At 68.6% G+C, this 18,161-nt stretch carries 15 protein-coding genes; 1 reads left to right on the top strand and 14 read right to left on the bottom strand.

Features of this window, described 5'->3' with window-relative positions:
* Window positions 1-17: 17 nt before the first annotated feature.
* From DEIPH_RS19440 to DEIPH_RS17475, 3 genes are read right to left on the bottom strand one after another with little or no spacing between them, the layout of a single operon-like run.
* A complete protein-coding gene (locus tag DEIPH_RS19440) occupies window positions 18-290 on the bottom strand; it encodes a type II secretion system protein (protein WP_200868193.1) in 273 nt (90 codons plus the stop codon).
* Window positions 291-752: a pilus assembly FimT family protein gene (locus tag DEIPH_RS17480; protein ID WP_034360723.1), complete on the bottom strand. Its 462-nt coding sequence runs from the start codon at window positions 750-752 to the stop codon at window positions 291-293.
* Window positions 752-3,022: a hypothetical protein gene (locus tag DEIPH_RS17475; protein ID WP_034360721.1), complete on the bottom strand. Its 2,271-nt coding sequence runs from the start codon at window positions 3,020-3,022 to the stop codon at window positions 752-754. The genes DEIPH_RS17480 and DEIPH_RS17475 overlap by 1 nt, the downstream gene beginning before the upstream one ends.
* Before the next feature lie 173 nt (window positions 3,023-3,195).
* Between DEIPH_RS17475 and DEIPH_RS17470 the strand changes: the two genes are divergently transcribed.
* Window positions 3,196-3,408: a hypothetical protein gene (locus tag DEIPH_RS17470; RefSeq protein WP_034360718.1), complete on the top strand. Its 213-nt coding sequence runs from the start codon at window positions 3,196-3,198 to the stop codon at window positions 3,406-3,408.
* Between the two features lie 54 nt (window positions 3,409-3,462).
* Here the strand turns inward: DEIPH_RS17470 and DEIPH_RS17465 are convergent, their stop codons facing one another.
* The 11 genes from DEIPH_RS17465 to DEIPH_RS17415 form a co-directional block, all read right to left on the bottom strand.
* A complete protein-coding gene (locus tag DEIPH_RS17465) occupies window positions 3,463-4,173 on the bottom strand; it encodes a M48 family metallopeptidase (protein ID WP_034360717.1) in 711 nt (236 codons plus the stop codon).
* 30 nt (window positions 4,174-4,203) lie between these two features.
* Window positions 4,204-5,076 (bottom strand): KPN_02809 family neutral zinc metallopeptidase, encoded by an 873-nt coding sequence (ypfJ, locus tag DEIPH_RS17460; RefSeq protein WP_034360715.1) that lies wholly within the window; start codon window positions 5,074-5,076, stop codon window positions 4,204-4,206.
* Between the two features lie 309 nt (window positions 5,077-5,385).
* Window positions 5,386-8,808 (bottom strand): efflux RND transporter permease subunit, encoded by a 3,423-nt coding sequence (locus tag DEIPH_RS17455; protein WP_081790989.1) that lies wholly within the window; start codon window positions 8,806-8,808, stop codon window positions 5,386-5,388.
* Window positions 8,805-10,109 (bottom strand): efflux RND transporter periplasmic adaptor subunit, encoded by a 1,305-nt coding sequence (locus tag DEIPH_RS17450; protein ID WP_034360713.1) that lies wholly within the window; start codon window positions 10,107-10,109, stop codon window positions 8,805-8,807. Before DEIPH_RS17450 ends, DEIPH_RS17455 begins: the two co-directional genes overlap by 4 nt.
* A gap of 5 nt (window positions 10,110-10,114) precedes the next feature.
* Window positions 10,115-11,152 (bottom strand): TolC family protein, encoded by a 1,038-nt coding sequence (locus DEIPH_RS17445; protein WP_034360711.1) that lies wholly within the window; start codon window positions 11,150-11,152, stop codon window positions 10,115-10,117.
* On the bottom strand, window positions 11,149-12,645 hold the full coding sequence (locus DEIPH_RS17440) for a TolC family protein (RefSeq protein WP_034360709.1): 1,497 nt from the start codon (window positions 12,643-12,645) through the stop codon (window positions 11,149-11,151). The genes DEIPH_RS17445 and DEIPH_RS17440 overlap by 4 nt, the downstream gene beginning before the upstream one ends.
* Before the next feature lie 80 nt (window positions 12,646-12,725).
* A complete protein-coding gene (locus tag DEIPH_RS17435; protein WP_034360707.1) occupies window positions 12,726-13,319 on the bottom strand; it encodes a TetR/AcrR family transcriptional regulator in 594 nt (197 codons plus the stop codon).
* Window positions 13,320-13,425: 106 nt separating this feature from the next.
* Window positions 13,426-14,397 carry a polysaccharide pyruvyl transferase CsaB gene (csaB, locus tag DEIPH_RS17430; RefSeq protein ID WP_034360705.1) on the bottom strand — a complete coding sequence of 324 codons (972 nt, stop codon included), beginning with the start codon at window positions 14,395-14,397 and terminating at the stop codon, window positions 13,426-13,428.
* Complete coding sequence (locus DEIPH_RS17425; protein WP_407636521.1) at window positions 14,394-16,301, bottom strand: DUF5693 family protein; 1,908 nt, start codon at window positions 16,299-16,301, stop codon at window positions 14,394-14,396. The genes csaB and DEIPH_RS17425 overlap by 4 nt, the downstream gene beginning before the upstream one ends.
* 97 nt (window positions 16,302-16,398) lie before the next feature.
* Window positions 16,399-17,013 (bottom strand): uridine kinase, encoded by a 615-nt coding sequence (udk, locus tag DEIPH_RS17420; protein ID WP_034360703.1) that lies wholly within the window; start codon window positions 17,011-17,013, stop codon window positions 16,399-16,401.
* Between the two features lie 97 nt (window positions 17,014-17,110).
* The gene (locus DEIPH_RS17415; protein ID WP_034360701.1) at window positions 17,111-18,145 is read right to left on the bottom strand and encodes a Glu/Leu/Phe/Val dehydrogenase family protein; all 1,035 of its coding nucleotides are present in this window, start codon (window positions 18,143-18,145) and stop codon (window positions 17,111-17,113) included.
* Window positions 18,146-18,161 lie beyond the last annotated feature (16 nt).

Genomic DNA, 18,161 nt, shown 5'->3' with positions numbered 1-18,161 from the left:
TGCGGCTCCGTGTCGTCTTAGCGGTGCTCGCCCATAACCTCACCAGGCCCTAAACGGCGTTTGTAGTTGGTCTGGACTGACCAGGCATTGCGGACATTTTCCATAACCTGCTGGGCATTAGAAGTCGTGTCCAGTTGTTTCTGGGCCTGCCGGTTGAGACTCAGGGAGCCTGTCAATGTCGCGGTCAGGACCGACGTTAAGATTCCCAGGAGTGCAATAGCGACCAGAATCTCAAGGATGGTAAAGCCCTGCTCTGTGTATTTAGATTGCCTTGCGTTGCCGATTGCCATTCAGGAACCCGCCTTGGTTAAGATGACCTTGCCCGTCACACCGACAATCCTGACTTCAAGATCGCCGATGCCATTTGTAGGACTCTTGATGGTGAAGACGCTCCCTGTCGCGCCCAATTCGCCGTAAGGCGCCTGATAGGTGATGGTCGTCGTTGCGCCACTGCCACAGTTGGTCTTGCAGACCATAGTGACATTGCTGGGGAGCGTTTTGGCTACGCCACTGGCCGTGTATGCCGCACTGGCGGTGCTTGTTGGAAGGATGAGCGAGGTATCTGCGCTCCCCCGCTGCGCCTGCGAACGCGCCCGCCGGAAATCGGTGGCGACCTGGGTAGCGGCCTCACGCAGTTCGGCGGTGCGAATGCTGCGGACAAGGCCCCACCCGAAGATGCCCATGAGAATACCGACAATGGCAAGGACGACGAGGACTTCGAGCAGAGTGAAACCAGTCTGGGCACGGCGCATCAGAAGGCCGTCGCCTTCACGTTGATGGGAATAATATTAAACAGGCGGTTGCTTGAAATCTCGGAGGCTGCCTGAATGTCCCAACGCGGCGAGACAGGGAAGAAGGGTGGCGTGATCCCACTGTTCAGACGGCTATCGTACGTGAAGTCTCTTCCGTACCCGGTATCACCACCATTGCCACCATAGGTGCCGAAAGCGCCGTACCAGTTTTCGATCAGGCTGCCGATCAGTTTAATATTACCGTTCTGAGTACGCGTATTGTAATTCTCGACAGTGGCCTGCCCGGTGCTGGTAATCATGGCGGCATGGATATTCAGGTTTTTGGGTGCCGGATCCCTGAAAATGATGTCGCCGCCCTGGCTGTAAATGCCAAGAACATTGGCAGGTTTACGGGTGCAAGGTGGAGTTGCCTTTGTTTCGGAGAAGGTGCAGGGGGTTTCCGACATGGTGAGGTCCGAGGAAATGCTGATGTCATCTGAGGCGGCCAGTGTGATTTTGGAAAAGGAGGCCAGCGCAGGCGGGGCCTTACTGATGGCACCCGTGGTATCATTGCCGCTTCGGGCGGGGCCTGACACATTGGAGAGATTGGGCGCATAGATCACGCCATTGAAATTGGTCCTCACGGTAGTTGCACTGCTCCAGCTTCCGTTGGCGGGCTTCTTCTTGAGAACCATGTCGGGTCCATAACGGTACTCTTCGCTTACTAGAGTTTCGGAAGGCACATTATAACAGTTGACTGATCTTGTTTGATAACGAGTTTTTCCCGAGACTTTGACGGTTTGCCTAGCGAGATTGCCTTCTATGTAATCGGGTGTGTTATTATAGATAGCAGTGGGGACATACTTGCTGCCTGATTTCTTGTCTGCGTAAGACCAAGAGCCAGTAGTGCATTTCCGAGTGGTGCTGATCTCCTTTCTGGTTAATGTGATGTATTGGTAAATGTTTCCAGAGGTTTCGGTCCATTTCCCGTTGGCGTAAGTGCTGAGTGTGTTTCCACTCGCGTCGGCCGCCTTCATGGTCAGGGACTCAACAGAAGCAGCGAAATAAAGCCCATTTTCCTTGGCCGCCGCGATCTGGTCGTTCTCATTCTCTGGCAAGGGCTTGTAGGCCGCCGTAAAGTCCGTCTTGGCGTAGTTGATCTTGGTGGCGTCCTCCGTGCTCTTGACAAAGTTGACCGTTCTTGGCGACGCTGCGACAAGATTGGCAATAGCTTTGTCGCGTTCCTCATCACTATCGGCCGAGCTGGGGGGTGTCTGTGGGCCAGACAGGCCCCTGATATAAACGCCTGGTGTCTTACTACAGTCGCCGCTGTCTGGTCGGCCATTCTCTGGCAAATCAGTACATCCGACGCTGCTCACCTTATCGAGGAAAGTCGCACTGGAACTGCCATCAAACAGAAATTTCTCGTTGGTATGAATCGAGCCGTCGAAACGTTGGCTTGTGAAGTTCACGCCTGGTGCCCCTGCCGCGACATATGTCTCGTTGGCATCCGGTTTGGCACGGTGATGGTTGGTCATCAGCACATCTTCAAGCAGGTTGGGCAACTGAACTTCGATCCACCAGATCCCGTCACTGGCACGCGAAGCCGCCAGAACGCGCTGCGCAGCATTTTCCTGACCTTTTGCTTTGGCATTCAGGACACCGAAGTAGAAACGGTAACGGGCGGGCGTCAATTGGACAGCGCGCAGGGCACGGATATTCAGTTTCCAGTTTGTTCCGCTTTGCTCTGTGGTCAGGAGTGCCGTCCACCAGGCCTTTAGGACATCTTCGTCGTCAGTATCGGAGGGTCGGTCCCCTGAAAGTTCCAGTGTTTCATAAGCTTCTGGTGTCACAATATCCGCCAGCAGCTGGAACTGATTTGGGTTATTCACGTTGGCGTTGACCGTACACTGCTTGGCATCAGTGAAGGTTTCCGCGTCTTGGTCGGAACGTGCTGTGTTGAATTCTGTAATTGATGTCCAGGGATTTGTGGAAGCATTGTAATTGCAGAACTGCTCGGCGTAGGTCTGTAACTCTGCCTTGGTGGTGGCTGGAGCAACAAGGATATTTGTAATAGTAGTTCCATTTGGTCCAGGGCGGGTTGGACTCAGAATGGTCTGATAATCACGCAGCCGGCGCGTGATCACCGCCATTTGTGACTCCGCTGCATACTGCGCCTTCAACGTGGCCGCCTGATCGGCTGTGTTCTGCCGGCTGCTCAGGCCCAGGCGCAGCGTGGCGGCCAGAATGCCTGCCAGCAACAGCAGGGTGAACAGGACGACAATGATCATGGCCGCCCCTTCTGTAGAACGTGAGCCTCTCATACAGCCCAGTTTGCGGGGGCGGGGGGCCGGGGCCTATCCCCTGAATTGGGGTGCGGGTGAAGACCCCTTCACGCTGTTCACGTGTCCTCCGGACCAATTCGGGCCAGACTGCCCCCATTCCCACCCCAGGAGGTGCCCCCATGACCGGACCCTACGACCGTCCCCCCGCCCCCGCGTCCGAACCGACCGACACGCCCGCCCCGCTGCCCGAACGCCTGCCGGGCGGCACCGAACCCGGTCCCATCATGGACCCGCCCATGAATCCGGACCTGCCGGGCATGCCGGTGCCGACGCCGACCGACAACCCGGATACGCCGGGCCTGCCGAGTCCGACCCCGATGCCCGCAATGTAGACCGGGAACAGGAGCAGAGAACTGTCGGTTGCACAGTTCTCTGCCCTTCTGTTTTTACAGGCGTACCAGTGTCTGCCCGTGTTCCCGCAGCCAGCTGCGCCACCTCGTGTGGTCAGGCATGTGGCGGGCGACATGTGCCCAGTAGCGGGGCGAGTGGTTGAGTTCGAGAAGGTGCGCGGCCTCGTGCAGGGCGACGTAGGCGGCGACCTCGCGGGGAGCGCGGGCGAGTGCCCAGTGCAGGCGGATGTCACCCCCGGCAGTGCAACTGCCCCAGCGGGTGCGAGCGCCGGTCAGTCGGACCTGCCCCAGCCGGTCACGGGCACCCAGGGCATCCGCGTAGCCCTCCGTCAAGGCGCGCAGTTCAGGGAGGGCGGCGCGGCGATACCACACCTCGACCTGACGGGCAATCCCGGTGGGGTCGGCGGGGGGCAACTGCACCTCTGACCCGCAGCGGGTCGGTGTGCGCAGGCCGGGTGTCAGGCGCAGCGTCAGTGTTTCGCCCAGAAAGGGGAGTGGCGAGCCGTCGGTCAACGGCGGTGGGACCACCGTCCGCGCCGCGTAGGTGGTCAGGTGTTTTTCCGCCCAGCCCCGCTTCGCCTCCACGAACTCGTGGATCAGGGCCAGCGGGGTCCGGGCCGGTGCATAGACGGTGACGCTGCCGGTCTGGACCCGCAGGGCCAGGGTGCGCCGCCGGGGGCTGCGTTTCAGCTCCACGGGCACGCCCCCGACCGTCCAGTGGGGTCGGGGGCGCGTGGGGGCCGTCATGCGCGTATAAAAGCCCAGCGGGAAGCCGCGTTACAACTGCCCGTAGTTCTGGTTGAAGGTGTCGCAGTCGTTGGGGTTGCCGCTCTTGAAGCCCTTTGTGAACCAGCTCACGCGCTGCTGGCTGCTGCCGTGGGTAAAGGAGTCGGGCACCACCCGGCCCTGCCCGGCGCGCTGAAGGGTATCGTCCCCGATGGCGGCGGCGGTGTTGATGGCCTCGCGCACATCGGTCTGGGACAGGTTGGCGAGGCTGGAGACGTGGTTGCCCCACACCCCCGCAAAGCAGTCGGCCTGGAGTTCCAGCCGCACGCTGTAGGTGTTCGCCTCGGCCTCGCTGCGCGCCTGCTGCTGCGCGCGCGTCACCTGATCCGCGATCCCGAGTTCGTTCTGGACGTGGTGCCCGACCTCGTGCGCGATCACGTAGGAGTAGGCGAAGTCGCCCCCGCCGCCGAGCTTGCGGGTCATCTCGTTGAAGAAGCTGGTGTCGAGGTACACCTTCTGGTCGGCCGGGCAGTAGAAGGGGCCGACGGCGCTGCTGGCCTGACCGCAGGCCGTGTTGATGTAGCCGCTGTACAGGTGCAGTTTGGGCGGGGTGTACGTGCGGCCCGCCTCCCGGAAGATGCCTGCCCAGACCTGATTGGTGCTGCCCAGAATCCGGTCCACGAAATCAAATGTCTCGTCGGGCTGTCCTGATGCGGCCCCGGATTGGGCCGGGGTCTGATTCTGGCTCTGGGTCGTGGTGTCGCCTCCGCCCAGGATCGCGCCGGGGTCGATGCCGAAGAACAGGGCGATCAGGGCGATCACCAGACCGCCGATGCCGCCCACCGCGATGCCACCGCCGGGCAATCCCCCACCCCGGCCGTCCTCGACCCCGCCCCCACTGCTGGGAAGGTTTTTCCAATCCATAGTGCCCTCACTCCTTCTGCTGCCCGGTTGCCCCGGCGCGGCCCTCTGTTTCCCGGTCGTCTGGCTGCATTCTAGGGGCGAGGGTCTGACCCGGTCTTGAGCGAAGCTGCACCAAAGGTCAATGGAAAACCGCTCCTGCCGGGGGAGGCAGAAGCGGTGGGAAGGCGGTGGGTTCATACGGATTCCGGCCATTCCGTTAGCCTTCGGTGTTTTCCCGAAGGCTAACGGAATGGCCGGAATCCGTAGTTTTTCCTTCTCCCTCCGGTCAGGTTGAACAGTTATGCAATAACTGTTCAACCGGAATTCGTATCAGTCCCCGGCGGGCGCGAGCGTGGGCGCGGCTTCCGGCTCGCGGGGCTGCTGACGGCGCCGCTCGAACTGGTAGAAGACGCTGGGTACTACGTAGAAGGTGAGCAGCGTGGACGTGATCACCCCGCCCAGAATCACGATGCCCAGGCCCCGGCGGAACTCGGCCCCGTCGCCCTGCCCGAACACCAGCGGGATGCTGATAACCAGCACGGTCAGGGTGGTCATGATGATCGGGCGGAAGCGCAGCTCGGCGGCCTCGATCAGTGCCTCGCGCAGCGGCAGCGACCGCATCCGCTCGGTCACGAACTCCAGATAGAGAATCGAGTTCTTGGTGGACAGGCCCAGCAGGATCACCATGCCCAGCACCGTGATCACGTCGAGATCCACCCGGAAGAGGTGCAGCGTCCACAGCGCCCCCACGATGGCGAGCGGCACCGGCAGCAGCAGATAGACCGGGTAGCGGAACGAGTTGAACTGCGACCCCAGCACCAGATACGTCAGCAGCACGGCCAGCACCAGCACGATGGGGCCGTAGAACACCAGATCGGCGGTCAGCCCGGAGCTGCCGAAGGAGCTGGCATTGCCCAGCGTCACGTTGTCGGTCAGTAAGCCCGCCTGCTGCACCCGGTCGGTGATGGTCTTCTGGTAGGCGAAGGGGTTGGGGCCGCCCTTTTTCAGGTTGATGTTCAGGGTGGCAGTGTAGGCCTTGTTCAGGCGGCTGAGGGTGGCGGGGGCCTGCCGGAGCTGGAAGCTGCCCAGACTCGCCAGCGGCAGGTTCGCGCCCAGGGCCTGCGAGTACACCGTCTGCGACAGCAAGCTCTGCTCGCCCTGCACCTGCGCGGGGTCGAGCCGCACCACGATGTCCACACTGCGGTCGGCGTCGCGCAGGGTGCCCGCCGTGGTGCCCTCGTTGTAGGTGCGCAGGGCCTGGGCCACGTCGCCCGCGCTCAGGCCGCTGCCCGCCAGACGGCCGGGGTCGGGCACGAAGGTGCGTTCCTGGCGGGTGGCGCTGAGACTGCTTTCCAGCGTGGTGATGTTGGGATCCTGCGAGAGCAGGCGCACCACCGCGCGGTTGCGTTCGGCCAGGAGCGCCTGGTTGGGGGCCGTCAGCGCGAGGCTGAGGTCGTAGCTGCCGCCGGGGCCGGTCTGCTGGGTCGCCACCCGCACCTCCGCCCCCGGAACGGTCGCCGCCAGCCGTCCCAGATCGGCGGCGTAGCGCGCCGTCAGGGTCTCGATGCCGGGGCGCTGCTCCTTGGGCACCAGCGTCAGGGTCAGGCTGGCCGTGTTGGCGTTCGTGCCGCCCAGCACGCCGCCCGCACCCACGCTGGTCTGCACCAGTTTCACTTCCGGGCGTTTCAGCAGGTTTGCCTCGATGCGCGCGGTCAGGGCGTTCGTGCGGGCCAGGTCGGTGCCGGTGGGCAGTTCCACGTCCACCATCAGGATGCCGCTGTCGCTCTTGGGCACGAAGGCGAACCCGAGGCCGCGCATCGCCAGCGGCACGCTCAGCAGGAACAGCCCCGCGATCAGCATGACCACCCAGGGCCGCTTGAGCGCCGTGCCCACGCTGCGGGCGTAGGCGCGGGCAGTGCCCATCACCGCGCGGTTGGTCAGGCCGTGCAGCGTGCCCGTCACGGCTTCCAGCAGGGCCAGCAGCACCGTCAGGAGGTAGCGGACCAGGGTGAGCAGCACGGGCGCGAGCAGCACGGCCAGGAGGGCCACCGCCGGGGTCGGGAGAGCGGTGGCCCGGTCCAGCGCCAACCACCCGGCGGCCCCCGCCAGCGCCAGCAGCAGCAGGCCCGGCAGCGTGCGGACGCCGGTCAGCGCCTCGCGGAAAAAGCGCGGCAGACGGGCCAGCACGCCCGGCACCTGTGCCCAGCGCAGCGGCTCGGGGTCGCGGGTGTAGGCCATGCGGACGGTCAGGAACAGCAGGCTTTCGAGCCAGCTCATGGTGATCGCGGCGGCCAGCCCCAGCCCGAACTGGCTGAAGAACTGCCCCAGGATGCCCGGCATGAAGCTGAGCGGAATCAGCACGGCCAGCAGCGAGAAGGAGGCGGCGGTGACGGCGGAAAAGACCTCGGAGCCGCCCAGCAGCACGCTCCGCAAGAGGCTGTACCCCATGTCGCGGTAGCGCTGCACGTTCTCGGCGACCACGATGGAGTCGTCCACCACGATGCCGATGGCCACGATGATCGCCAGCAGCGACACGATGTTGAAGGTGAAGCCCAGCAGGCCGTACAGCAGCGGCGCGGCGCTGATCGAGATCGGAATCGCCAGAATCACCGCGAACACCGTGTTCAGGCGGCCCAGGAACAGCAGCACGATCACGCCGACCGCCGCGATGGCGATCAGGAACTCGCGGAAGGTGTCGTTGACGGTGGCGAGCGTCTCGCGGGTCGTGTCGCTGGCGAGGGTCAGCGTGTACCCAGCGGGGAGCGGCTGCGCGGTCATCGCCTGGCGAACCGCGTCGGCCACCGCCACGCTGTTCGTGCCGCTGGCCTTGCGGACATTGAGCAGCACGGCGGGCTGCCCGTTCACGCGGGCGTAGCTGGTCGCGCGGGCGGTCGTGTCACGCACGCTCGCCACGTCCGAGACGCGCAGGCCGGAGGCGGGGTCCACCACGATCCGTTCCACGTCACTCAAAGAGGTGGGCGTGTTGCGGGTGGAAAAGCCCACCGTGTTCCCGTCCTGCGTGAGGCTCCCGGCGGGCAGGTCGAGCGCCGACGCCTGGATGGCCCCGGTCACGCGGGCGGGCGCGAGGTTGTACGCCTGGAGCCGGGCGGGATCGAGCAGCACCTGAATCTGCCGCTCGGGGCCGCCCGACACGCTCACGTCGGCCACGCCCGTCACACGCTCCAGCCGGGGCACCAGCGTGTCCTCGGCGTAGGTGGTCACGTCGGCGGCGCGGCCACTGCCGCCCAGCAGCGCCAGCGTCAGGATCGGGGTGGCGTTGGGGTCGAACTTCTGCACCACCGGGGCCTCGGTGCCGTCGGGCAGGGTCGCGCGGATCGCCGCCACCGCCTGCGAGACGCTGTTGGCCGCCGAGTCGATATTGGTCTTGTCGGCAAAGGTGATCACGACCGCCGACTGGTTGCTCACGCTGGTCGTGTTGATGTCCACCACGCCGCCCAGCGTGCTGACCGCGTCCTCGATCCGGCGGCTGACCTCGCGGTCCACCTGGTCAGGCGTAGCGCCGGGATAGGCCGTGCTGACCGCCAACACCGGCACCTCGAAATTGGGCAGCAGTTCCACCCCCAGCCGCGAGGCCGAGATCAACCCGAACAGCACCGCCATCACAAAGATGCCGATGGAAAAGACGTAGTTGCGGACGCTGAAGCGGACCGCCGGATGCACGGCGGGTTCGGGCGTGCCGTCGGGCAGGGTGCCGCGTGGGGCGCTGAATTCCGGAGGATCGTGGGTGCTCATGAGCTTCCCCCCGCCGCTTCCCGGATGCTCGCGCCGTCTTGCAGGCTGGCGGGTACCGGTGAGATGACGTGCGCCCCGGCCTCCACACCGCGCACCGCGACCCGCCCCTGGGACTCCGCCACGACCGTGACGGGCACCCGGCGGGCCACCCCGTCCGCAGCGACGTACACGGCGTTCTCGCCGCCGTCCACCTGAATGGCGGCGGTGGGCACCAGCACGCCGCCCCCCAGTGTGGCGCGGTAGCGGACCTGTGCCGTGCCCCCGACCGGCAGCCCCGCGCCGCCCTGCACCCGCGCCGTCACCGGCACCAGCCGGTCGGTACCCGCCACGCCGCTGACGTCCTGCACGGTGGCGACGTAATTCACGCCGCCGTAGGTCAGGTTGAGTTTGGTGCCGGGCGTCAGCGCGCCCGCGTCGGCAGGGGACACATTGAAGGTGGCCTTGAGGCTGCCCTCCTCCACCAGCCGGAAAACGGGGCTGCCCTGCCCGGCGAACTCCCCGACCTCCACCGCCAGCGACACGATCACGCCCGCGAAGGGGGCCTTGACGGCGGTCCGCGCCAGATTCTCCTCGGCCTGGCGCACCCCGGCCTGCGCACTGTCGAGTTGCGCCTGAAGCAGCGCCACGCTGCCCTGCCCGCCCTTGCCGTTCTGCGCGAGGGTGTTGCGGGCCTGCGCGAACTGGCTCTCGGCCTGCGCCTCCGCGCTGCGGGCGGCGGTCAGGTCGGCCTGGCTGATGCCGCCCAGGGCATAGAGGTTCGCGGCGCTGGCGGCGTCCTGCCGGGCTTTCTGGAGGTTGGCCGCCGCGGCGTCCACGGCCGCCTGGAGCGAGCCGGTCGCCTGGGTGGTATTGGTACGGGTCTGGTCGAGGTTGATCTGGGCCTGCCGCACCTGCGCGCGGGCATTGTCGAGCGCCTGCCGCTGCTGCGTGTCGTCGAGCTGCACCACGACCTGCCCGGCCCGCACCTGTTCGCCCTCGCGGGCCAGCACGCGGGTCACGGTGCCGCCCGTCTGCGCGGCCACGTTGCTGTCGCGGTCGGCCTTCAGGGTGGCGGTGGCGGTGCGCGTCACGGTCAGGGTGCCGGTGCGCGCCGGGGTGGTCTGCACCGCGAGCGCGGTGGTCTTGGCGGGCGCGGCGTCGAGGTTGTTCTGGGCCGCAGGCTTGGCCACCTGGCCCTGTTCCTGCTGGGTCTGCCCCTGCTGAGTCTGGCCCTGCTGGCCCTCCTGTTTGCCCCCCGGCGAGCAGGCCGCGAGCAGCAGCAGGGTGAGGGGCAGGGCCGCCCGGAAGGTGAGGCGCGGCATCCCCCTCACCGCACCAGTCCGGTCACGTCGGTCCCGGAGGCGACGGAAAGGGCGGCCAGCGCGCGCCAGAGGTTGTCCTGCGCCTGCGTCACGCCGAAGGCGGCCTGCTGCGCCTGCACCTGCGCCTGCTGCACGTCCACGGCGGCGGCGGTCCCGGCCTTCAGGCGGGCCTGCGCCTGCATCAGCGTGCTCTGCGCGTTGGTCACCTGCTGGCGGGCGAGGTTCACCCGTTCCTGGGCGTCCTGCACGCTGCGGAAGGCGTCACGGACCCCGGTGGCCGCGCCGCGCTGGGCGGTGTCGAGGTCGCGGCGGGCGTTGTCGAGCGCGGTGCGGGCATCCTGGAGGGTGCGGACCGGGGTGTAGTCGTTGTCGGCGATGCGCACCTGAAGCGTCGCGAACTCGGCCCCCTGCGCGGCCTGGACCAGCGTGGGCAGGCGTTTTTCCAGCCCGCTTTGCAGGGTCGCCAGCGTCACGCTCAGCTTGGGTGGGGTGGGTGGCGCGGCCAGGCGCAGGTCCGTCCCCACATTCAGGCCCAGCGTGCGCGCCAGCTGCGCTTCCAGCACGGGCAGCTGCGCGCGGGCGTCGGAAAGTTCCTGGCGGTTCTGGTTCAGGCTGGTCTGTGCCCGGTTCACGTCGAGCTGGGTGGCGACCCGGGCTTGCAGGCGGGCGCGGGCAATCTGGAGGCTCCGCTCGTCGAGGTTGACCTGCGCCTGGTTCAGGGTGATGCGGCCGTCCGCCTCGTAGGCCGCGAGGTACTGCGTGATCACCGTCTGCGCGACGTTCAGTTTGGTGCCGGCCAGGGTGGCCTCGGCGGCAGCCGCTCCCTGCTGCGCCTGCGTCAGGGTGGTGATGATGCTGCTGGGGTCGGCCTGCGCCGAACGCAGCGTGGCCTGGGCCTTCTGGAGGTTGGCGCGCGCGGTGGTCACGTCGGGACCGCTCGCCAGCGCGCGGCTGACGGCGTCGGGGAGGGTGAGGCTCACGGTCTGCGCCGAGGCGAGGGGAGCGGCGAGGGCCAGGATCAGGGTCAGCGGGAGATGGTTCATGGGCGGGCCTCCGGGGCGGGGGTCGGTGTGAGAGGTGCGGGTGTGAGAGGGGCAGGGGTCAGCAGGGTGGGATCGAGTTCGCCGTTGGCCTGGCTCAGGCGCAGCGAGGCGAGGGTCGCCTGTACGCTGGCGTTCTCCAGCCCGAGTTGCGCCTGGGCCGCGTTCAGTTCGGCGCTCTGCACGTCCAGTTCAGTCGCCAGTCCGGCGGCCAGCCTGGCCCGCGCGGTGGTCAGCGCCGCCTGGGCACGGGTGAGCGCGTCCCGCTGACTCTCCAGGGTGTCGAGCGCACTTTGCAGGTCGGCATACCGCTGCCGCACCTCCAGGTCCACACTCTGCCGGGCCGTCTCCAGCGCCACCTGCGCGAGGTCCACGCCTACCCCGGCGGAGGCGAGCGCGGTGCGTTTTCCGCCGCCGACCACCGGGAAGTTGCCGCTGAGGGTCAGGGCCACGCCGCTGGGCCGCTCGCCGGGGTCACGCAGCGGCACGCTGACCTGCCCGGCCAGCACGCCGGTCTTCACGTTCAGGCTGCCGCCGATCACGCGGCCCGCCTGGCTCTGGGTGCCGGTGGTGGCCAGTTCCCCGTACTGCACGCTGGCGGTCAGGTCCGGCAGCCGGGCGTCGAGCTGCGCGGCCTGCTGCTGCGCCCGCGCGTCCGCGAGGTCGTTCTGGGCGCGGGCCACTTCCGGGCGGGCGGTCAGGGCGCGGGCGATCAGGGGGTCGAGGGGGCCGGGCGTCTGTGGCGCGGCGGGTAGGGAGCCGAAGGCGGCGGCGCCCTCAGGCAGCGTGACCGACTGGCCCAGCAGGTTCGCCAGTCCGCGCGCGGCGAGATCCACATTCGCGCGGGCCTGCCGCTGCGCCGCCTGGGCCTCGCGGAGGGCATCCTGGCGGGCCAGCAGCCCTTCGGCAGTCAGCACGCCCGCCTCGCGCTGGGCCTGGGCGGCGGCGAGCTGCCGCTCGGCCAGCGCCAGTTGCGCCCCGGCCAGCGCGAGGCTCGCCGCGGCGTTCCTGGCCCCGTAGTAGGCCTGCACCGCGTTCACGCTGGCGCTCAGGCGGGCGGCCTGAAGATCGGCGGCGGCGCGGTCCAGCGCCCGTTCGGCGCTGCGGACGGCTTCCCGCGCGGGCGACCAGGGCAGCACACTGGCGGACGCCTGCGCGGTCACGGTGGTGCCCAGCGTGGTGTTGCCGGAGGCCAGCGGAAAGTTGACGGCGCTCACGTCCGCGCCCACCGTCACGTTCAGCCCGGCGCGGGCACGCGCACTCTCCAGCGCGAGCTGCGCGCTGCGGTACTGGAGATCGGCGCTGCGCCAGCCGGGACTGGCCCGCAGCCGCGTGAGCGTCTGCGCCAGGGTGAGGGGGGCCGGTGCGGCGGGTGCCGCCGCAGCGGGTGCCGCCGCAGCGGGCGCTGGGGCAGGCGGTGTCCCCTGGGCGGCGGCGGCGGGAGAACCGAGCAGCGCCAGCGAGAGCAGTAGAAAGGCGGGCGGGGGAGAACGCATAGAGAACCTCGGGAGGACAGCGGGAGAACGGGTTAAGGAGTGGACACTTACTTATTCAGTCTGAGTACGAGAGTCGCGGCTCAGGGTTCCAGGCCGGGCCACAGCACGTCCAGCAGGCTGCGGACGAAGCGCCCGGCGTCCAGCGGTTCGCGGCCCGCCTCGGGTGTCATCAGTTCGCGGTGGACATAGTGCGTCAGGGTGCCCATCAGGGTCAGGGCGGTCACGTCGGCGTCAATGGGCCGGACCCTTCCCAGGGCGACCTCCGCGCGCAGGTAGGCGGCCAGGGCGTCCGCGTCCTGGCGCATGGGGTTGCCCAGGCGTTCGAGCATCGGGTTATGGGCGGGGGCGTGGCCGCGCGAGAAGATCAGCATCAGGTTCGGCACGATGCGCCCGGCGGTGTCCAGAAAGCGTTGCGCGGCCCGTTCCAGATTGCGCCGCACGTCGCCCCTGCCGACCAGCCCCGGCAATTCCTCGCGCCAGGCCGCGTAGTCGCGCAGGCCGACGACCTCCTCGAACATGTCCTCCTTGGTGGCGAAGCGTTTGAACAGCGTGCCTTCCGAGATGCCGGCGCGGCGGGCGATCTCGGCGGTCGTGGCCGAGAAGCCCTGCTCCAGAAACACCTCGCGGGCCGCCGCCACGATCTGTTCGTCGGTGATGGTGCGGGGGCGGGCCATAAGTGAGTAAATACTCGTTAATCAGGGCGGACTGCTGTGGGGCAGGACACAGTAGGCGGGACGCGGGCAGCGGGAGGAGGACGGGACCTGCCCGGCGCCCCACCTCCTAAGGGGCCAGGGCGCGCGTGAAGCTCTGCCGCGCCCGCGCCTTCATCGCGGCCACCGCGTCCCAGTCTGGAGCGGTGCGGGCCAGAGCCTGCGTGGAGACGGCTTCCGGATTCAGGGCCGTGGGGTGCGTGGGGGCGGCGGCGTCCGCACAGAACCCCTGCACCTTGGGGTCGTAGCTGACGCCCGCGAAGGGCACCCCTGCGGCGGCGGCCAGAATCAGCGCGTGCAGACGCACGCCCACCACGAAGCCGGCCCCGGCGATGGCGTCCAGAGCCGCCTGCGGGTCGCGCGGACTCAGCACCTCGTCCGCGCCCAGGCTGCGGGCCGCCGCGTCATCGTGGTCGGGCATGAAGGCCAGGGCCGTGACGTGGCGGCCCTCGGCCCGCAGCCGGGCGGCGACGGCCTTCAATCCCCCCATCGCGTCTGTCACGTCCCCCCGTGGGGCGAGGATCACGCGGTCAGGGTCGCGGTTCAGGCCCGGTGTGGGCGAGAGGAGCAGGGCCGGGTCACCGCCCAGCTCGCCCTCCAGTCCCAGCGCGCGCAGCGTCTCCAGGCTGCCCCGGTCACGGACGATCACCCGGACGCCTTTCAGGGCCGCCGCCACCCGGCGTCCCCCCGCCTCCGACAGCGGGCCGATACTCTGGTTGAAGACCACCACGCGCTTGCCCAGCAGCCGCGCGGCGCGGATCACGCCCAGGTAGTAGCTCAGGGTGCGGGCGCTGGTCCGGTCCTGCAAGAGGCCCCCACCTCCCGACAGCACCACCTGCGAGCGGGAGAGCGCGCCCAGCAGCGCGGCGGGCTGCATCCGCGCGGCGCTTTCGCAGCCGTAGGCGTGGGCCGTCTCGGCAGGCGTGTTCGACAGCAGCAGCGGCACGGCCCCCTGTGCCCGGAGTTCGCGCGTGATCGCCAGGGCGATCGCCTCGTCGCCGGCGTTGCCGAAGCCGTAGTAGCCACTGACGGCGACCCTCACGCCTGGGCCTCGTGGGCGCGGCGCGTGCCGAAGGTGGTCCAGAACTTCAGCAGGAACTTCACGACCGGGATGGCGATCAGGCCCAGCAGCAGGCCCGCGCCCAGGCCGATAAAGCAGCGGGCGGCGCTGATCAGCAGCGGCGTGTGGAAGTGCGAGAAGGTGTTGAGGATGCTGGCCTGCCCGACCACGCCGCCCAGAATGAGCAGCAGGCTGAAGTAACCCGGCAGCACGCCGCTGAGGCCCACCAGCGCCAGTGGGTGCCCGGCGAGTTCCTTGAAGCGCGGGCGGATGATGGAATCCTGAAGTTCCTGGCGCACCTGCGCCTCGGTGCTGCTGACGCCCAGGCCGGTGCTGTTGCCGCGCCGCAGGAAGACCAGCGCGAAGACGCCCAGCCCCAGCGCCATCACGCCGATGTCGCCCAGCCGCAGGGGCGTGCTGTACAGGTCGCGGGCCGTCTTTCGGATGTCCTGGCGCGGCAGGAAGCTCAGGCCCACGAACAGCAGCGGCACCAGCAGCGTCAGGCCCACGCCCCGGAAGGGTTCCAGCCCCAGCACGCTGTCCCGGTTGGCCCCCAGCGCCGAGACGAACAGCACGCCCGCCAGCGAGAGGCCCGTCGCCAGGAACCAGTCGGTCACGCGCGAGCGGCGCAGCACCAGCCCCAGCGCCGGGAAGGTGATCGCGGCGATCAGGGCGAAGCCCTCAAAGGGCCGCAGCCCGTTCAGGCCCAGCGCCGCCAGCCCCGCCAGCCCCGCGACCACCAGCCCCAGCCGGGGCAGCGGGTAACTCAGGCCCAGCAGCAGCAGCGCCGCCAGCGGCCCGAACAGGCACAGGGCGCGGAGCGTGTCGTTCGGCGCAAAGGCCGTGACCACCGGCATCCCGACCTGCACGCCGGAATGCTGAAGCAGCTCGCCGGTGCGCTTCAGGAAGGCTTCCGTCTCGTACACGGTGGGGAAGGGCCGCAGGTACAGCAGGCGCTGGCTGCGCTCGCGGGCGGCCAGGCCGTACTTGCTCGCCACCTCGTCCGGCCCCAGGCGGTTTTGCCAGCTGGGATTCAGGGCGAACATGCGCGCGCCGCCGTGCGTCTCGACCAGGGTGTCCAGGCCGCGCTGGGGCGAGCCTTCGATCAGGGCGGGCAGGCGGTTGCCCAGCCGCTCGTCGATCTTCGCCAGGCGCTCGGGGGTCCGCGCCCCGATCACCTCGTCGCCCGTAAAGGCCACGAAGGGCACGTCGGGCCAGTCGGCCCCCGGCTCGCGCACGGCCTCGTCGTCGTAGGGGCGGTAGACCACGACCAGGCCCTGCGCCTTGAGTTGATCGATCAGCGCCCGGTTCGGTCCGGCGGGCAGGAAGTCCGGGTCGGTGGGCCAGGCCAGCCACGTCTGCCCGGCCACCGTGGCCGTGCGGGTGGGGATGGTGTAGCGTCCGGGCAGGGTCCGCAACGCCGCCTGCCCCTGCGGCGTCAGCGCCCGCAGATACACCCACTGCGGGTTCACGCCCGCGCCGGGGTTCTCGGCGGCCAGGTCCGACCCCCGGCGCTCGTACAGGTCGCCGCGCTGCACCAGGTTGCCGATCACGTCCTCGTAGACGGCCACGCCGTTCACGCCCAGCGCCTTGTATTTGTCCAGCAGCGCCTGGGGCGTGAGGCCCACCCGCTGCGCCTGCACCGCCATCGCCGGGTAGTCCATCACCAGCGCGGCCGTCTTCTGGGCCTGCTCGAACTGCACCCGTTGCCAGGCCAGCACCAGTGCCGGCAGTAGCGCCAGCAGAATCACCGCCAGCAGCGGCGCCGTCAGCCGGTGGCGGGTGGGGGGCGGCGCGTCGGGTGCGGCGGCGGCAAGCGGGCCGGGCGCGGCCCCGGGGGACAGGTTGGACGGACGGGACGGATTCGGGTCGGTCACGGAAGACATCCTAAGAGGGGAGGGGAAGGGGAAGGGCCGGGGGAGCGTGCTGCGCCAGCCTGAGCGCCGGGGCCGGGGGCCGTCGTCCTCCAAAAGAAGGAAGCCCTCAGATGGTGGTGCGGATCCGCGCGGCGAGCATGTCGAGCGCGGGTTCGTTCATGCCGCCGTGCGGAATGATCACGTCGGCGTAGCGCTTGGTGGGCTCCACGAAGCTGAGGTGCATGGGCCGCACGAACTCCAGATACTGCGTGATCACGCTGTCCAGCGTGCGCCCGCGCTCCTGCGTGTCGCGCATCAGGCGGCGGATAAAGCGCACGTCGGCGTCGGCATCCACGAAGACCTTGAGGTGCATCCGCTCGCGCAGTTCCGGGTCGTACAGCGCGAAAAAGCCCTCCAGCACCACCACGGGCGCGGGCAGCACCGTGGCCGCCTCCCGCGAGCGCGTGTGCTGCGTGAAGTCGTACTCGGGCATCTCGATGGGCACGCCCGCCAGCAGCGCGTCCAGATGCTCGCGCAGCAGCACCCAGTCGAAGGCCGCCGGGTGGTCGTAGTTCGTCTTCAGCCGCGCCTCGAAAGGGATGTCGTCTTGCGCCCGGTAATAGTTGTCCTGGTTCAGCACCGCCACGCCGCCCGCGCCCACCGTCTCGATCACCCGCCGCGTCACGGTGGTCTTGCCGCTGCCCGAGCCGCCCGCCACGCCGATCACGAAGGGGGAGGTCATGCGCGCCTCGCGGCGGGGTTGTGGGCTGTGGGCTGTGGGGTGTGGGAAAAAATGGGGGGTCTCCCTACAACCCACAACCTCCGACCGACAACCCCCCTCATGCCCCCCGCCCCAGGCTGCCGATCAGGTCGATCCGCCGCTCGGCCATGCGCCGCGCGACGAGATGCGGCGGTTTGCCGACCTGTTCCGCGACGCCCGTGATGCGGGCAACCGTGGCGTACACGCGCTCGGCGGCCTGCTCGGGGGTGAGGGTGGTCGCGGCGGCGATCAAGCCCGCCGCGTTGATGGCGAAGTCGGGGATGTACATGATCCCGGCTTCCTTGACGGCCGCCTCGCCCCGGCGCGAGAGGGGGTGGTGTTCGCCGCCCGCGATCAGGCGGCATTGCAGCCGGGGCACGTCCACGCTGTGGATGCTGTGCCCGTACCCGCAGGGCGCGAGGATGTCGCAGGGCACGTCGAGCAGTTCGCCGACCCCCACGACCGTCACGCCGCCCTGTTCGTCCGCCAGTGCCTGCGCGCGCTCTGGCCGCTCGTCCGCGACCGTGAGGCGGGCGCCCTCGCGCTGGAGGTGTTCGGCCAGCGTGCGGCCCACGGCGCCGACGCCCAGAATCGCCACCCGCACGCCGCGCATGCTCTCGCTGCCCAGGGCCGAGCGGGCGGCGGCCTTCATGCCCCGGTAGACGCCGTAGCCGGTCACACTGCTGGTGTCGGTGTTCACGCCCAGCGTGGCGGGCGTCTCCTGCGCCACAAAGGCGATGTCGGCGGGCGTCACGCCGATGTCCTCAGTCAGCACCACCTGCGACTCCAGCGGGCGGACCTTGCGGCCCAGCGCGCGGAACAGCGCCTCGCGGGCATGCGGGTCGTCCACCCCGGCTTCCGGCATCAGCAGCACGCAGGCCCCGCCGCCGTAGTTCAGGCCCGCCAGCGCGGCCTTGAGGGTCAGGCTCTCGCTGAGGGCCAGCGCCCCCTTGAGCGCCTCCTCCTCGGCCATCGGGCGCAGCCGCACCCCGGCGATGGCCGGTCCCAGCACGGTCGAATGCACCGCCAGGGCCGCTTTCAGGCCGCTGGGGGCGTGGTGGAGTAACGTCAGGGCCTCGTGCCCGCGCGCCTGCATCTCCTCGAATATCTGCATCGTTCTCCCTGGCACA

The organism is Deinococcus phoenicis (genome assembly GCF_000599865.1).
Classification (GTDB): Bacteria; Deinococcota; Deinococci; order Deinococcales; family Deinococcaceae; genus Deinococcus; species Deinococcus phoenicis.
Note: the sequence above shows the minus strand (reverse complement) of the source record. Positions and strands in the feature narration are given on the sequence as shown.

What these genes read in the sequence shown, in the direction of transcription:
- DEIPH_RS19440 (WP_200868193.1), bottom strand. Translation starts at nt 290, where the DNA reads ATGGCAATCGGCAACGCAAGGCAATCTAAATACACAGAGCAGGGCTTT.
- DEIPH_RS17480 (WP_034360723.1), bottom strand. Translation starts at nt 752, where the DNA reads ATGCGCCGTGCCCAGACTGGTTTCACTCTGCTCGAAGTCCTCGTCGTC.
- DEIPH_RS17475 (WP_034360721.1), bottom strand. Translation starts at nt 3,022, where the DNA reads ATGATCATTGTCGTCCTGTTCACCCTGCTGTTGCTGGCAGGCATTCTG.
- DEIPH_RS17470 (WP_034360718.1), top strand. Translation starts at nt 3,196, where the DNA reads ATGACCGGACCCTACGACCGTCCCCCCGCCCCCGCGTCCGAACCGACC.
- DEIPH_RS17465 (WP_034360717.1), bottom strand. Translation starts at nt 4,173, where the DNA reads ATGACGGCCCCCACGCGCCCCCGACCCCACTGGACGGTCGGGGGCGTG.
- ypfJ (WP_034360715.1), bottom strand. Translation starts at nt 5,076, where the DNA reads ATGGATTGGAAAAACCTTCCCAGCAGTGGGGGCGGGGTCGAGGACGGC.
- DEIPH_RS17455 (WP_081790989.1), bottom strand. Translation starts at nt 8,808, where the DNA reads ATGAGCACCCACGATCCTCCGGAATTCAGCGCCCCACGCGGCACCCTG.
- DEIPH_RS17450 (WP_034360713.1), bottom strand. Translation starts at nt 10,109, where the DNA reads ATGCCGCGCCTCACCTTCCGGGCGGCCCTGCCCCTCACCCTGCTGCTG.
- DEIPH_RS17445 (WP_034360711.1), bottom strand. Translation starts at nt 11,152, where the DNA reads ATGAACCATCTCCCGCTGACCCTGATCCTGGCCCTCGCCGCTCCCCTC.
- DEIPH_RS17440 (WP_034360709.1), bottom strand. Translation starts at nt 12,645, where the DNA reads ATGCGTTCTCCCCCGCCCGCCTTTCTACTGCTCTCGCTGGCGCTGCTC.
- DEIPH_RS17435 (WP_034360707.1), bottom strand. Translation starts at nt 13,319, where the DNA reads ATGGCCCGCCCCCGCACCATCACCGACGAACAGATCGTGGCGGCGGCC.
- DEIPH_RS17425 (WP_407636521.1), bottom strand. Translation starts at nt 16,301, where the DNA reads ATGTCTTCCGTGACCGACCCGAATCCGTCCCGTCCGTCCAACCTGTCC.
- udk (WP_034360703.1), bottom strand. Translation starts at nt 17,013, where the DNA reads ATGACCTCCCCCTTCGTGATCGGCGTGGCGGGCGGCTCGGGCAGCGGC.
- DEIPH_RS17415 (WP_034360701.1), bottom strand. Translation starts at nt 18,145, where the DNA reads ATGCAGATATTCGAGGAGATGCAGGCGCGCGGGCACGAGGCCCTGACG.